At 35.0% G+C, this 15,092-nt stretch carries 10 protein-coding genes and 1 CRISPR repeat array; of the genes, 6 read left to right on the top strand and 4 right to left on the bottom strand.

The features are described from left to right. Positions 1-183 precede the first annotated feature (183 nt). Genes ACTQZM_RS09050 through ACTQZM_RS09040 form a run of 3 tightly spaced genes read right to left on the bottom strand, consistent with a single transcriptional unit; the run spans position 184 to position 3,374 of the window. Positions 184-1,020: a TPM domain-containing protein gene (locus tag ACTQZM_RS09050; protein WP_441653554.1), complete on the bottom strand. Its 837-nt coding sequence runs from the start codon at positions 1,018-1,020 to the stop codon at positions 184-186. After that, positions 1,017-2,114 carry a TFIIB-type zinc ribbon-containing protein gene (locus ACTQZM_RS09045; protein WP_441653553.1) on the bottom strand — a complete coding sequence of 366 codons (1,098 nt, stop codon included), beginning with the start codon at positions 2,112-2,114 and terminating at the stop codon, positions 1,017-1,019. The genes ACTQZM_RS09050 and ACTQZM_RS09045 overlap by 4 nt, the downstream gene beginning before the upstream one ends. A gap of 12 nt (positions 2,115-2,126) precedes the next feature. After that, positions 2,127-3,374 (bottom strand): SPFH domain-containing protein, encoded by a 1,248-nt coding sequence (locus ACTQZM_RS09040; protein WP_441653552.1) that lies wholly within the window; start codon positions 3,372-3,374, stop codon positions 2,127-2,129. A gap of 653 nt (positions 3,375-4,027) precedes the next feature. Between ACTQZM_RS09040 and cas9 the strand changes: the two genes are divergently transcribed. The 4 genes from cas9 to csn2 are packed head-to-tail and all read left to right on the top strand — an operon-like array spanning position 4,028 to position 9,918. Then, the gene (cas9, locus tag ACTQZM_RS09035) at positions 4,028-8,068 is read left to right on the top strand and encodes a type II CRISPR RNA-guided endonuclease Cas9 (protein ID WP_441653551.1); all 4,041 of its coding nucleotides are present in this window, start codon (positions 4,028-4,030) and stop codon (positions 8,066-8,068) included. After that, complete coding sequence (cas1, locus tag ACTQZM_RS09030) at positions 8,065-8,940, top strand: type II CRISPR-associated endonuclease Cas1 (protein WP_441653550.1); 876 nt, start codon at positions 8,065-8,067, stop codon at positions 8,938-8,940. The genes cas9 and cas1 overlap by 4 nt, the downstream gene beginning before the upstream one ends. Positions 8,941-8,944: 4 nt before the next feature. Beyond that, positions 8,945-9,250, top strand: a complete 306-nt coding sequence (cas2, locus tag ACTQZM_RS09025; protein ID WP_113784969.1) for a CRISPR-associated endonuclease Cas2 — start codon at positions 8,945-8,947, stop codon at positions 9,248-9,250. Next, entirely contained in the window at positions 9,247-9,918 is a 672-nt protein-coding gene (gene csn2, locus ACTQZM_RS09020) for a type II-A CRISPR-associated protein Csn2 (protein ID WP_441653549.1), read from the top strand. The genes cas2 and csn2 overlap by 4 nt, the downstream gene beginning before the upstream one ends. 61 nt (positions 9,919-9,979) lie before the next feature. Further along, positions 9,980-11,989: a CRISPR direct-repeat array (repeat unit 36 nt; unit sequence GTTTGAGAATGATGTAAATTAATATGGTTACTTAAC). A gap of 319 nt (positions 11,990-12,308) precedes the next feature. On the opposite strand, the gene ACTQZM_RS09015 is transcribed toward csn2, so the two are convergent. After that, entirely contained in the window at positions 12,309-12,959 is a 651-nt protein-coding gene (locus tag ACTQZM_RS09015; protein ID WP_113784967.1) for a copper homeostasis protein CutC, read from the bottom strand. 130 nt (positions 12,960-13,089) lie between these two features. Here ACTQZM_RS09015 and ACTQZM_RS09010 point away from each other — a divergent pair, with 130 nt between their 5' ends. Beyond that, positions 13,090-13,596 carry a GNAT family N-acetyltransferase gene (locus ACTQZM_RS09010; RefSeq protein WP_441653548.1) on the top strand — a complete coding sequence of 169 codons (507 nt, stop codon included), beginning with the start codon at positions 13,090-13,092 and terminating at the stop codon, positions 13,594-13,596. A gap of 190 nt (positions 13,597-13,786) precedes the next feature. Next, positions 13,787-14,635: a methyltransferase domain-containing protein gene (locus tag ACTQZM_RS09005; RefSeq protein WP_441653547.1), complete on the top strand. Its 849-nt coding sequence runs from the start codon at positions 13,787-13,789 to the stop codon at positions 14,633-14,635. Positions 14,636-15,092: the final 457 nt, after the last annotated feature.

The following is a 15,092-nucleotide window of genomic DNA, read 5'->3' as shown; positions in this document are numbered from 1 at the left end:
ATCGGGAAGGTCCGAGAAGTAAAGACTTTCCCAGATGAGAATGTCTGACGCCGAAGTAGCTAGTCGATTTACACCGTCAATAACCAAGGTTGTGAAGTGGGCAAGGGGAGGAAACAAAAAAACAGCAGCCAAATTCAAGCTGCTGTTTTTACGAATTTGTACTAAAATTTTGAATTGCAAGGTCTAAAACGAACGACTGCCTCCGCCGCCAAAACTTCCGCCGCCAAAACCTGAGCCAAAGGTACTACCACCAGAATCATGGTCATCATTGTCATGGGTTTCAATGACGCGGGTAGTGACAAAACTACCAATTAAATCTGTATCATTAATCTCTAAATCAATCACGCCATTATTTTGACGGTCATAATGATAACGTCCACCAATGCGTAGTTGATAGCGTCCTTTCACCGTGAAGAAAATTCCCAAACAAGTCGCAATCCCACCAATTATCGCAATGCCAATTTCTAACGGGGTTAACGTCTTGATATAAGTGATTTCCCCGGTATCTTTATTGATACGATAATGATGATGAGGAATCCCCGCTTTGACATCTTCTAGTACCATTTCAAAATAATCAGTTGCGGCCTGGTCAAAGTTATTGTCTTTTAGCGATTCGGTCACTTTGTCATTAATATCTTCCAAGCGTGCATCGGTCAGAAAATCAATCATATTCCCCGATGTCACCGTAGTAAAGTGACGAGTGGCCAAATCAATGTAAAAAATCGCACCATTGCCATCTTTGCCCACGGTGTTGTAAAGATACTCTTGGGCCGAATATTCGACATCATCCGTTGGTGTATCGGTAATCACTAGCAAAGTCGTGGCTTGGTTTTCAGTCTTAATTTTTTCAGCAATTTTGGCTAATTTATCAAGCTGACTTGCGGATAAATGATTGTTTTCATCTTTGACATAGGTATTTTCTTGCGCATAAAGAGAAGTGGTTCCGGCGAAAAATAGTATGAGCCCGCAAATCATGCTTAGCCAAAGCGTCCATTTTTTGATAGATAGGTTCGTACTCATAAGAAGAAATACCCCCCTAACAACAATAGCGCAGTCACAAGCACACCACTGATTCCGGAAACTAGTCCTAATTTCAGTGAATCTAAAGGCAAGATTCCGGCTGTTTTTCCTGTGATACCATTCATTGCGTAATAGTAGACTTTATTTGACGAAGCGCGGTTTTTATAGGTAACTAGCCACATCGGCAAAAGCACATATTGTTTATCAATGGCGAGGACCTTGCTTTCTTGGGTTTCAGGCTGAAAACTAGTTTGAGCCGCAATCGTATCTTCAAATGCTTCTAAGGCATAATTCCCCATTTCGTGACGGACATTGGCTTGCAGCTGATCAAATTCGATATCGCGTTTTTCAGCTAAAAAGCCGGATAAATATTGCGAATGAAAGTCTTGCATCGCCTCAAGCGGAAAAGGTTGGACCGCTTCGACCATTTTCTTTTGCACATTTTTTGTGAGGGCATTTTTCACAAGGTTTTTAAAATGAAACTTGCCTTTGCGATGGATATGGTATTGCTTGGTTTCGGTATATTCGACATTGCCTACTTGCCAAACACGAATGGTCGTTGATTTGCCGCTAATTTCCGTTTCTCCCTTGGCCTCAGTAATCCAATAAGGAAAGTACACGCCAGTCATTTTTTCGACTTGCTGCTCATTGAAAAAGGCACGTGGGACGAAATGTTTATGGCTTGCCCAGTCGATAAATTGCTTTTGCGCTTCTTTTTTAGTTATTTTAAAAGGCAGGATTTTATCCGGCAGCAAATCCCCGGATAAACGACCACTTAAAATAACAGGACTATGGCAAAAATAGCATTCAGTTGCGGCTGTGGTGGCTTCACAGGCTATCTGGGCCCCACAACTCGGACAGCTATATAAATCATAGGCATCTTCTGTTATTTCATCTGGTTGCGTGGTGGTCTGCGATTGGGTATTGGCCTCATCTTGTGCGAAGGCCTTGGCTTGTTTTTGCTTTTGCTCGAAGGTAGTGACTTCTTCTTCGGTAAAGACACTCAAACAGTAGGGACAATGAAATTGCTGGTCGCTAGGTTCAAAAGTTAATGCCCCGCCACAATTTGGGCAGCGATGGGTTAAAGCTTCCATAATTTCACTTCCTTAATCGAGACTTTCTGCTAAAAAGGGTTGTCCACACTCTGGGCAGAACTTAGGCATGGCATTGGTAATTTCAATCACGCTCTTACATTTGCTACAACGAACCTTCATGCCAGCATTTGCCGTTGACGCAGGTTTAGGCGTGCCACAGTTGCTGCAGAATTTGCCGGTATTTTCTTGGTTACAGTTTGGACATTGCCAGCTAGATTCTTGTGCTGAGGTGTTTGCGGTTTGTTGCTTTTGTGCAGCTTGTTGGGCTTGTACTTGATTTTGGCGAGAAGCTTGGGATAAATAATCGCCGGTTAAGTTCGCGCCCATATTCATGCCAAAGAAAGCATTGGCCGCGCCGTTTGGATTGTTGCCCGCATCCGCAATGCCTTGAGCGATACTGGTTTGCATAAAGCTTTCACGCAAATTCGGATCGTTGAACATCGCGCCTTTGTTTCGCATATTGATGAGTTGTTGCGAATCATCCGTGTAAGAAATGCTGGCTAGGGCGATGGAGACAATTTCGATGCCGCGTAGGGATTTCCATTGTTCGTCAAGGTTTTGGTTCATGACTTTGGATAGTTCCGCCGTTTTAGAAGCCAGATAGCTAATGCGTTCACCTTGGGCCGAAAGTTGATTGATTGAGCTTTGCAGACCGCTGACAAATTCCATTAAGAACTGTTCGTTAATTTCATCGATTGTTAAGCGAGTCACCCCTTTAGGAACGACATTTTTAAAGAATAAAATCGGATCGGTAATCGCGATGGAGTAGCTACCATGAGCGCGCACGAATAATTCCGCATTGTAAAAATTATCGAAATAGTTAATTGGTTGCTGCGTACCAAAACGAATGCCGCGAATTTCTTGTAAATTAATAAAGAACACTTCTTGCTTACTTGGCGTCACTCCACCAAAACGGAAACGCTCGAAGCTTTCATTCAGTGCGCCTTCAAAATCACCGTTAAATAGCGATGGTGCCGCGGAATTATCGACTTTATAGTAGCCTTCTTCAGCTGTGTAGTCGATAATTTGCCCGCCGTCTACCAAAAGCATCATCATATTTGGATAGACACGAATCATCGAACCATCAGAAATATAATCGACGGAGCCTTTGGTGTTGCTGCCACGTTTTTTGTTTTTGGACATTAATACGCCTTTACACATCAGCGTGGTATTGTCCATTGTATCTGGCTCAATAATATCTAGCCACTGATCCGCCAATGTCGATGTGGCACTTTGAATTGCTGATTTAATAATACCCATAAGAAAACCTCCAATATTTTTCATAAATTATTACTACAAAATAATTATACCATAAGATAAAGTCACTGCCGATGGGACTAGAGATGGAAATGTATATGAAGGCGAGGATAGAAGATGCTGTCCGGCGTGCTTGGGTGCATAAAAAAACTCGAAAGAAAACAAATCCTTTCGAGCTTGCTACACTTCTTTAATTATTTTTGGGCCCTTCGCATAATGCAAACGGTGCTGGCGGATATTGTAGCCTCAAACTAGCCAGATCTCCTAGGGAAAAGCTCCTTGCAAAATCATAATAATAAATAAGTGATATTGGGCAATAAAAAAGAGAAATGCGTAACCTAATTAAAAAGAAAAATTTAGAAAATTATACGAGTGAAATTCAAAGAATATATTGACATCGTTTTAATAAAGTTATACACTAAAGTCAGTCAAGAACTATATTAATTTACATCATAAGTTCAAATAACGATTTATCGAAAATACCACATTTGTGGACTGCATTGTGCAGATTTTTAGCTTGCTTTATGCGAGCTTTTTTTTTGCTCTTTTTTATAATTATTGTTTTAAAAAATAAAGATATAAGGTATAATTTGATTGAATTGAAAGCGATTTACGATATTGGTTGTTATATATTTTTTAGAAGGAGAAGTGATAATATGAACAAATATTATTTAGGGTTAGATATGGGGAGTGCCTCAGTTGGTTGGGCTGTTACAGATGAAAACTATCATCTTGTAAGAAGAAAAGGTAAAGATTTATGGGGTGTGCGAACTTTTGATGTTGCTCAAACCGCGAAGGAAAGAAGAGTAACTAGAGGAAACCGCAGACGGCAAGATCGTCGCAAACAAAGAATCCAAATTTTACAAGAACTTTTGGGTGAAGAAGTTCTTAAAATTGACCCAGGATTTTTCCATCGCATGAAAGAAAGTAGATATGTTGTTGAAGACAAACAAACTCTTGATGGAAAGCAAGTAGAATTACCATATGCATTATTTGTGGATAAAGATTATACAGATAAGGATTTTTATAAACAATTTCCGACTATCAATCATCTAATTGTCTATTTAATGACTACCTCAGATACGCCTGATATTCGATTGGTTTACTTGGCGTTACATTATTATATGAAAAATCGTGGCAATTTCCTACATAGTGGAGATATTAATAATGTTAAAGATATTAATGACATACTTGAACAACTAGATAATGTTCTCGAAACATTTTTAGATGGCTGGAATTTGAAGTTAAAAAGCCACGTTGAAGATATTAAAAGTATTTATAATAGAGATTTAGGACGTGGGGAACGTAAAAAAGCTTTTGTTAATGCTTTAGGTGCTAAAACAAAAGCTGAAAAAGCATTTTGCTCGTTAATTTCTGGTGGCGGTACCAATTTAGCTGAATTATTTGATGACAGCAGTTTGAAAGAAATTGAAACACCAAAAATAGAATTTGCATCTTCAAGTTTGGAAGATAAAATTGACGGTATTCAAGAAGCTTTGGAAGATAGATTCGCTGTTATTGAGGCTGCTAAGAGATTATATGATTGGAAGACACTGACTGATATTTTAGGAGATAGCAGTTCTTTAGCTGAAGCAAGAGTTAATAGTTATCAGATGCATCATGAACAATTGCTCGAATTAAAGTCTCTAGTAAAAGAATATTTAGATCGTAAAGTTTTTCAAGAGATTTTTGTTAGTCCGAATGTTGTGAATAATTATCCAGCGTATATAGGTCATACAAAGATTAATGGTAAGAAAAAAGAGCTCGAAGTCAAACGCACAAAGAGAAATGATTTCTATTCTTATGTCAAAAAACAAGTAATTGAACCAATTAAGAAGAAAGTTTCAGATGAAGCTGTTTTAACTAAATTAAGTGAAATTGAATCATTAATTGAAGTGGATAAATATTTACCATTACAGGTGAATTCAGATAATGGTGTTATTCCTTATCAAGTGAAGTTAAATGAATTAACTCGTATTTTTGATAATTTGGAAAATCGAATTCCTGTGCTAAAGGAAATCCGTGATAAGATTATTAAGACATTTAAGTTTAGAATTCCATACTATGTAGGTTCATTAAACGGTGTGGTGAAAAATGGAAAACGCACCAATTGGATGGTTCGAAAAGAAGAAGGAAAAATTTATCCTTGGAATTTTGAGGATAAAGTAGATTTAGAAGCTAGTGCAGAACAGTTTATCCGCCGTATGACTAATAAATGTACTTATCTTATAAATGAAGACGTCCTACCAAAATATTCACTTCTATATAGTAAGTATTTAGTTTTAAGCGAACTGAATAATCTGCGTTTAGATGGTCGTCCGCTAGATGTGAAGATTAAACAAGATATATATGAAAATGTCTTTAAGGAAAATCGTAAAGTCACGCTGAAAAAAATCAAAAAATATCTGCTGAAAGAGGGGATTATTTCAGACGATGATGAGTTGTCAGGATTAGCTGATGATGTGAAATCAAGTTTAACAGCTTACCATGACTTTAAAGAAAAGCTTGGCCATTTAGATTTATCAGAAGCACAAATGGAAAATATCATCTTAAATATTACCTTATTTGGCGATGATAAAAAGCTTCTGAAAAAACGTCTTGCTGCACTGTATCCTTTTATTGATGATAAATCGTTAAATAGAATTGCTACATTGAATTATCGTGATTGGGGTAGACTTTCAGAAAGATTCTTATCTGGCATTACTTCTGTTGATCAAGAAACTGGGGAATTACGTACGATTATTCAATGCATGTACGCAACACAAGCAAATTTAATGCAATTATTGGCAGAACCTTATCATTTTGTAGAAGCCATTGAAAAAGAAAATCCTAAAGTGGACTTAGAATCCATTTCATATCGAATTGTTAATGATTTATATGTTTCTCCTGCTGTAAAACGTCAAATTTGGCAAACTTTACTTGTTATTAAGGATATTAAACAAGTAATGAAGCATGATCCGGAACGAATATTTATCGAAATGGCTCGCGAAAAACAAGAAAGTAAGAAGACCAAATCTCGCAAACAAGTACTATCTGAAGTTTATAAAAAAGCAAAAGGATATGAACATTTATTTGAGAAATTGAACTCATTAACTGAAGAACAACTTAGAAGTAAGAAAATATACCTATACTTTACTCAACTTGGTAAATGTATGTATTCAGGTGAACCAATTGATTTTGAAAATTTAGTTTCTGCTAATAGTAATTACGATATTGACCATATTTATCCTCAATCAAAAACGATGGATGATAGCTTCAATAATATTGTATTAGTTAAAAAAAGTTTAAATGCTTACAAATCAAATCACTATCCAATTGATAAAAATATTCGCGATAATGAAAAAGTGAAAACATTATGGAATACTTTGGTAAGTAAAGGACTTATTACAAAAGAGAAATATGAGAGATTAATCCGCTCAACACCATTTAGTGATGAAGAATTAGCTGGGTTTATCGCTCGTCAATTAGTTGAAACCCGCCAAAGTACAAAAGCAGTTGCAGAAATTTTAAGTAATTGGTTCCCAGAAAGTGAAATTGTGTATTCTAAAGCCAAAAACGTTTCTAATTTCCGTCAAGATTTTGAAATTCTAAAAGTACGTGAACTAAACGATTGTCACCATGCGCATGATGCATATTTGAACATTGTAGTAGGGAATGCTTATCATACGAAATTTACCAACAGTCCATATCGATTCATTAAAAACAAAGCAAATCAAGAATACAATTTACGTAAATTACTCCAAAAAGCTAGCAAAATCGAATCTAATGGCGTAGTTGCGTGGGTTGGTCAAAGTGAAAACAATCCTGGGACTATTGCAACTGTTAAAAAGGTCATTCGCCGGAATACTGTATTAATCAGTCGGATGGTTAAAGAAGTTGATGGACAATTATTTGACCTTACTTTGATGAAGAAAGGGAAAGGACAAGTTCCAATTAAGTCAAGCGATGAACGTCTAACGGATATATCTAAATATGGTGGATATAACAAGGCTACAGGGGCATACTTTGCATTTGTCAAATCTAAAAAACGTGGTAAAGTTGTACGTTCGTTTGAATATGTACCACTACATTTATCAAAACAATTTGAAAACAATAATGAATTACTAAAAGAATATATTGAAAAAGATAGAGGCCTGACTGATGTTGAGATTCTGATACCAAAAGTGCTAATCAATTCGTTGTTTAGATATAATGGATCGTTAATCAGAATTACTGGACGAACTTTATCTCAATTAGCACTCGTTATCGATCAACCGCTTTATTTGAGTAATAATAATATTAGAATGGCTAAAGCAATAATATCATTTATTCGAAAAAAAATAATAAATGTAGACGCTAAATTGAGTGAGTTTGGACTGAATGAGTTGCAGAATATTGACCAATTATTTATAGAATTGGTCAATAAATTAAATTTGAAGTGTTATCAAAATATGCTAGCAAGTATAGCAAAGACTATCAATGAACATAAAGAGAAGTTTTTTGAATTATCAATTGAGGATAAATGTTTGGTAATTAATGAAATGTTGTATTTATATCAAAATAATGCTCAATCTTCAAAATTATCTCTGATTGGTGGGCCATCCAAAACATCAAGGATTCGAATTCAAAAAAATCTAAAAGATACCGATAAAATGAGTATTATTCATCAATCTCCTAGTGGGATTTTCGAACATGAAATTGAGTTGACATCATTATGAGTTGGCGAGTAATAGTCATTTCTCAGCCTGCAAAATTAGATTATCGTTTAGGGAGAATGGTAGTCAGACAAAAAGAAAAAACGGAAATAAATATTAGTGAAATCAGCACGTTGATTATTGCATCAACGGCTGTTTCACTTACCTGTTGTCTGCTTGCTGAACTGACTAAAAAGAAAATAAAGGTGATATTTTGTGATGAAAAATGGAATCCGTCATCAGAACTAGTCTCTTATTATGGTAGTCATGATACAAGTAATAAAATTCGCCAACAAATTCAATGGAAGAAAGAAATTAAAGAAGCGGTTTGGACGGAAATAGTCACAGAAAAAATACGAAAACAAAAAGAACTCTTACAAATGCTTGGAAAGGATGAAGCCTCACTTTTAAATCAATACGTTCGAGAAATGACTTGGAACGATGAAAGTAATCGAGAAGGCCATGCTGCCAAAGTCTACTTTAATGCACTTTTTGGTATGGATTTCACCAGAACAGGTGATAATGCGATAAATGCAGCTTTGAATTATGGGTATTCAATACTGTTATCCTCCGTCAATAGAGAAATTGTATCTTGTGGCTATTTAACACAAGTGGGATTATTTCATGACAATATGTTTAATCAATTTAATTTGTCTAGTGATTTAATGGAACCTTTTCGTCCAATTGTCGATCAACGAGTATTAAAATTCTTGCCATTTAATGAATTTACTAAAGAACACAAAACAGACTTGATAGATTTATTAAATAAGGAAATTTATATTGATGGCCGAAAACAATACTTAAATAATGCAATTAAAATTTATTGTAAGAGTGTTTTAGATGCATTAAGCGATAATAATGTGAGTGCTATAAAATTTTATCAATTTGAGCTATAGATTTATGCGTATACTTGTCTTTTTTGATCTTCCTGTACTAAGTTTAGAACAGCGAAGGGATTACCGAAGTTTTAGAAAATTTTTGATTAAAGATGGGTTCATTATGTTACAAGAATCTGTCTATTGTAAAATGGTTTTAAATGAAAGTGCTGCAAAGGCTGTCGTGGAACAAGTAAAGAAAAATCGACCAGAAGATGGCTTAGTTCAACTTCTAACGGTAACTGAGAAGCAATTTTCAAAAATGGAATATATTGTTGGTGAGTATAAAAGTGAAGTACTAGACTCGGATCAAAGGTTGGTAATATTATGAAAATTGTGCATCCTGATATTAATATGCAGATAGATTTTGAAGATAAAACTTGTTGTATTTGGATAATCGAATCTCCTGAATTACTATTAAATTATATAACAGAATTGCAAGAACAAGTAATTGGTAATGAAGGAAAATTTGTATTATCGGATGAAAATGAGATTTTATCATTTAAGAAAGATATGAGTTTAATTCTATCACCTTTAGAAATAGACTATAACGATAAGAAGTTTATCAATGAGTTATTCAAGGAAATAAAAGATATCGTTCAATCTGGTGGGTTATACGAGGAGTATGTTTTTGTGAAATCTGAGTTGGTGAAATTAATGGAGCGGATATCAGAAAGTAATGATTATCCGCTTCAATATAGCGAAGAACTTGAAGTGAGTAGTTTATTAAAAATGATGCAAGTTAAGTTTGACTTTCAAGATGCGAATTATTTTGAAAGATTAATTACATTTGTCCAATTATCCCAAAGATTACTTAGAAAAAAATTACTGATTTTTGTTAATTTATCGAGTTTTTTATCCGAAAATCAATTAGTAGAACTTGAAAAGATTGCAAAATATGAACAAATAAAAATATTGCTAATCAATAGTTATCAATTAAACTATTCTTTTTCTTATAAATGGTATATTATTGATGTGGATGGTTCTGAAATTTACTAGAATTATCAGTTAAGGGCTATATTGTTTGATGTGTGATGGCATCTTCATTTTTGAATTTGAGGTTTGAGAATGATGTAAATTAATATGGTTACTTAACTGTTCGTTTGTGAATGAAGAAGGCTATAGCGTTTGAGAATGATGTAAATTAATATGGTTACTTAACCTTTCAACCCACGCATATTAAATTTGACTAGTTTGAGAATGATGTAAATTAATATGGTTACTTAACTAATGAAAACAACTTATTTAGATGACACGGTTTGAGAATGATGTAAATTAATATGGTTACTTAACCGCATCTTTCGTTTCATTTTCCAAACTACCGTTTGAGAATGATGTAAATTAATATGGTTACTTAACAATTTCAAATTTGCGTTTTACATTCATTAGGTTTGAGAATGATGTAAATTAATATGGTTACTTAACAATGATTACGCTAAAAAGACGGAGTTGTCCGTTTGAGAATGATGTAAATTAATATGGTTACTTAACAATAATCGGTTTATTATTTTGCATGAAACTGTTTGAGAATGATGTAAATTAATATGGTTACTTAACATGGAACTTTTTGTGTTACAAGTTCTCTCTGTTTGAGAATGATGTAAATTAATATGGTTACTTAACGCTTCTCGCGTTTGCAATCCACTAAGTGACGTTTGAGAATGATGTAAATTAATATGGTTACTTAACTATTATCTATCTCAATTAACTTCTGACCGTGTTTGAGAATGATGTAAATTAATATGGTTACTTAACATGGACAACTATATTATAGGTAAACTGAAGTTTGAGAATGATGTAAATTAATATGGTTACTTAACACGTATAAAAGACTAAAATCGGCTGGCCTGTTTGAGAATGATGTAAATTAATATGGTTACTTAACATTCTCTTGCATTATTGACTAAATCTTCTAGTTTGAGAATGATGTAAATTAATATGGTTACTTAACGAAGAAGTAGTTGCTGAAGAATTTTCAAAGGTTTGAGAATGATGTAAATTAATATGGTTACTTAACAGACATAATCAAGATTTAACACATTCATGTGTTTGAGAATGATGTAAATTAATATGGTTACTTAACGCGTCACACGATAAGTAGGTTTTCCGTTAGTTTGAGAATGATGTAAATTAATATGGTTACTTAACTTTTACTAGCTGAAATCAAAGTCAAATGTTGTTTGAGAATGATGTAAATTAATATGGTTACTTAACTATTCGGCAACTTTAAGCCACATATCCTCAGTTTGAGAATGATGTAAATTAATATGGTTACTTAACTAATCATCGTATCTACCAGGATCTGATAAGGTTTGAGAATGATGTAAATTAATATGGTTACTTAACTACGACCTTAATCGCGTTAAAGGCGTCATCGTTTGAGAATGATGTAAATTAATATGGTTACTTAACTAAGGAAACTCTTGAAAAGAGAGGTTATAGGTTTGAGAATGATGTAAATTAATATGGTTACTTAACTTCGTTGGCTATTATCCTTAAGTAGTAAGGGTTTGAGAATGATGTAAATTAATATGGTTACTTAACGGTAAGAATGGTCAACAAGGGCCAAAGGGTGTTTGAGAATGATGTAAATTAATATGGTTACTTAACGAGAAAAACCCTTACGAAAAAGCAATCGTTGTTTGAGAATGATGTAAATTAATATGGTTACTTAACCGAAAGAAAGTCCGCTTGACTTACAAGCTGTTTGAGAATGATGTAAATTAATATGGTTACTTAACTTATCAATTACAAGACTTTACTTGTAGCTGTTTGAGAATGATGTAAATTAATATGGTTACTTAACCGCACCACTTTTAAGCGTGCCCTTAACTGTGTTTGAGAATGATGTAAATTAATATGGTTACTTAACTATACCGAGTTGATAGCAATCTTTAAAGCCGTTTGAGAATGATGTAAATTAATATGGTTACTTAACCTTTCCATGCTTTTAATTCTTCAACCGACTGGTTTGAGAATGATGTAAATTAATATAGTTCTTAATCATTTTCGCTATCCTTAGTATACCATACTCGTTTGAGAATGATGTAATTCAATATGGTTACTTAACGAAACGGCGGTGTGAATGTTAAAAACTGTGGTTTTAGAATAATGTTATTATATTATAGTCCTTAATTGAATAATATTGGATAATCAATCCCTATGAGGAGGATATGATATAAAATGCTTCCTAATTGATATAACAATCCACTAACCTACGTAAGGTATTTGAGAATGATGTTACTATAATAGTTCTTTTTTCTTTTCAATTAGTAATCCTGCAATTAGGATTTCTAATTACCAAATCATTAAGAGTACAATTTGAGAATGATGTAAACCAACCTCCCTAAGCTAAGTGATGTTTGGGGAGGTTGGTTTGGTTGGTTGGGTTATTCTGCGAGTTTTACGATTTTGGTGCCGTGAAGTTCGTGAATGCCGAGTTCGCTAGCGATTTCTTCGGCGTTTTCATAAGTGATTTGTCCGCCTGGTAAGATGGTGATGCGACCAGCTGCGTAGTCAATCAATTCTTTTAAGCGTGGGAGAGTGTCTGAGATGGATTCACTCATCGGACCACCATGGGTAAGAATACGATGGACACCGTGCTCTGCTAACCAGTCAATGGCTTCAAATTGGCGTTCGGTAGGGATTTCGTCAAAGGCCATGTGGAAGGTAATCTGCAAACCTTCTGCGACTTCAATCAGTTCTTCCATCGCCTCTTCGTCAATCCAGTTACTTGGAGTCAGGCAACCAAAGACCACGCCATCGACACCGAGTTTTTTCGCTTCGATCAGGTCAGTATGCATGATTTTTAGGTCGATATCATTATAGATAAAATGTCCTTTGCGTGGGCGAATCATGACCATTACAGGGACTTGCTTTTCATTACAATAACTAATTGCTTCTTCTAGGACCCCGGTACTTGGCGTCGTACCACCAACTGCTAAATTATCACAAAGCTCGATACGTTTAGCCCCGCGGTGAATAGCTAGAGGGATATCCGTATAGTTTTCTGCACAAAATTCTTTAATTAAAGTAGACATGTTTTTCTTCCTTTCTAAATTCTTCCTTGGGTATTCTAACATATTTTGGCGCATTTTGCTGTAAATTGGTGATTGAATAAGAGAAATAGACTGAGTATAATGTTGTTAATTAGAAAAAAGGAGCAAAATCATGATTCGTGAAGTAAAAAGGTCAGAAATTGATGTGTTATGTGAACTTAGCCGGCAAACATTTATTGAGACTTTTGCTGCGGTGAATACGCCAAAAGATTTACAAGATTATTTAGAACGAAATTTGACAGTAGAGAAGCTAACAGCAGAGTTTAATCAGCCGCATTCATTCTTTTATTTTCTAGAAAAAGAAGGCGAAATTGCTGGATTTTTAAAGCTAAATTTAGCGGAGGCACAAACGGAATATCAGCAAGAGGACAGCTTGGAAGTGGAACGGATTTATATCAAACAAGCTTTCCAAGGTCAAGGTTGTGGCAAGGAGTTATTCGCTTTTGCTCTAGATCAGGCGAGAAAGTTAGGCAAGAAAAAAGTTTGGCTAGGCGTTTGGGAACATAATGAAAAAGCGTTAAAATTTTACCAACGGCATGGATTCCGCCAAATCGATGCCCACACGTTTTGGATGGGAGATGATCCGCAAACCGACTATATTTATCAGCTAGAATTATAAATTGAACAGCTTATCTTGATTGAAGTCAATGATAGGCTTTTTTCATGCAAAGATAGGTGAAAATACTTGGGGGACATTGCTAGAGGCTTTGGCAGTGTGGTATAGTTGGAAGGTAGGTTTTTTAAGAAAATTTGCTTAAATACGGCAAATTTGTAAAATGTTTTTTTGAATTTAGAAAGGAAATAGGTGAATGTTAAAGAAAATTGATCGCGCGAAACTTTTTCTAGAGGCCCATGCGCAGGTGTTTGCTTGTCCGATTTGTCATGAAAAAATGCAAGCGACAGAAAGTGGGCTAGTTTGTGCTCAGCATCATCGCTTTGATCTTTCTAAAAAAGGGACGCTCTATTTTTTGAAGTCGCAGCTAAAGAGTGATTATGATGCCAAGCTTTTTGCCCATCGCGCGCGTATGATTCAAGGTGGCATGTATGATCCATTGCTTGAGGTTTTAGCGAAAGATCTCAACCAAGCAAAAGTGCTGGATATTGGCTGCGGTGAGGGGAGTTTCTTGGCCAAATTAACGCAAAAAGTGACACCTGCATTGACGGTGGGGTTTGATATTGCCAAAGAAGGGATTTATCAGGCAAGTAATCACACACAATTTGATCAAGCGTTTTGGTGTGTGGCAGACTTGACTAATTTGCCTTTTGCCGATCAGTCTTTTGATGTGCTGTTAAATATTTTCTCGCCTTCAAATTATCGCGAGTTCGATCGTATCCTGGCTCCTGGTGGGAAGTTGTTAAAGGTGATTCCTGGTGAGCATTATCTAAAAGAGTTGCGACAAGCCTTTTATCCAAATGATGCGCGTAAACAGCATTATTCCAATAAAGCGGTGGTCGAAAAATTATTGCAAGCCTATCCTGATACGACATTTGAAAAGGTGCAGTATACTTTTGATATTCCGGCAGAGTTGCGCTTGTCTTTATTGGAGATGTCGCCTTTGGAATGGCAAGTAGACCCAGTTATCAAGAAGTCCTTACAACAATCCCCTCTTGAAAAAATTACGATAGACCTCTTAGTTGCGATGAGTCAAAAAAGCTAGCTAATTTTGCTAGTAGAAGAATCATTGGTTTTCAAAAAATGTAAGCAAACAAAATTTGTGAAATTCACAAAAGAAAAGTTTGTGAAATTTTTGGAAAAATCACGAAAAAAGGAACACAAAACAAAGCAAAATTTGCTATTTTAAATTGTTTGAATTGCACTGAAAAATAGTACAATTTAACACTGAAGAAGTAGCTGTTCAAATGCTCATTTTTTACGATTTCTACATTATTTGTAGCTTTTACCTAATTTTTTTAGGGGTTTAGGGCTGTTTTTGAAAAAATATTTGATAAATTTGAAGTTTTTTTGAATTTTCTATTGCCAAGAAGTAGTGAGAGTGATATAGTATCCTGAGTTTTACAGTTATTTAATTGTAAAACGCCCCTAATGCTTGATACATAAGCTTTTAGGGGCGTTTCTTACTTTATTCTATTTTCGTACTTTTTTCTGAGTTAACC

Origin of the sequence: Enterococcus cecorum, assembly GCF_052119425.1 — a bacterium.
Lineage (GTDB): Bacteria > Bacillota > Bacilli > Lactobacillales > Enterococcaceae > Enterococcus_E > Enterococcus_E cecorum_C.
Note: the sequence above shows the minus strand (reverse complement) of the source record. Positions and strands in the feature narration are given on the sequence as shown.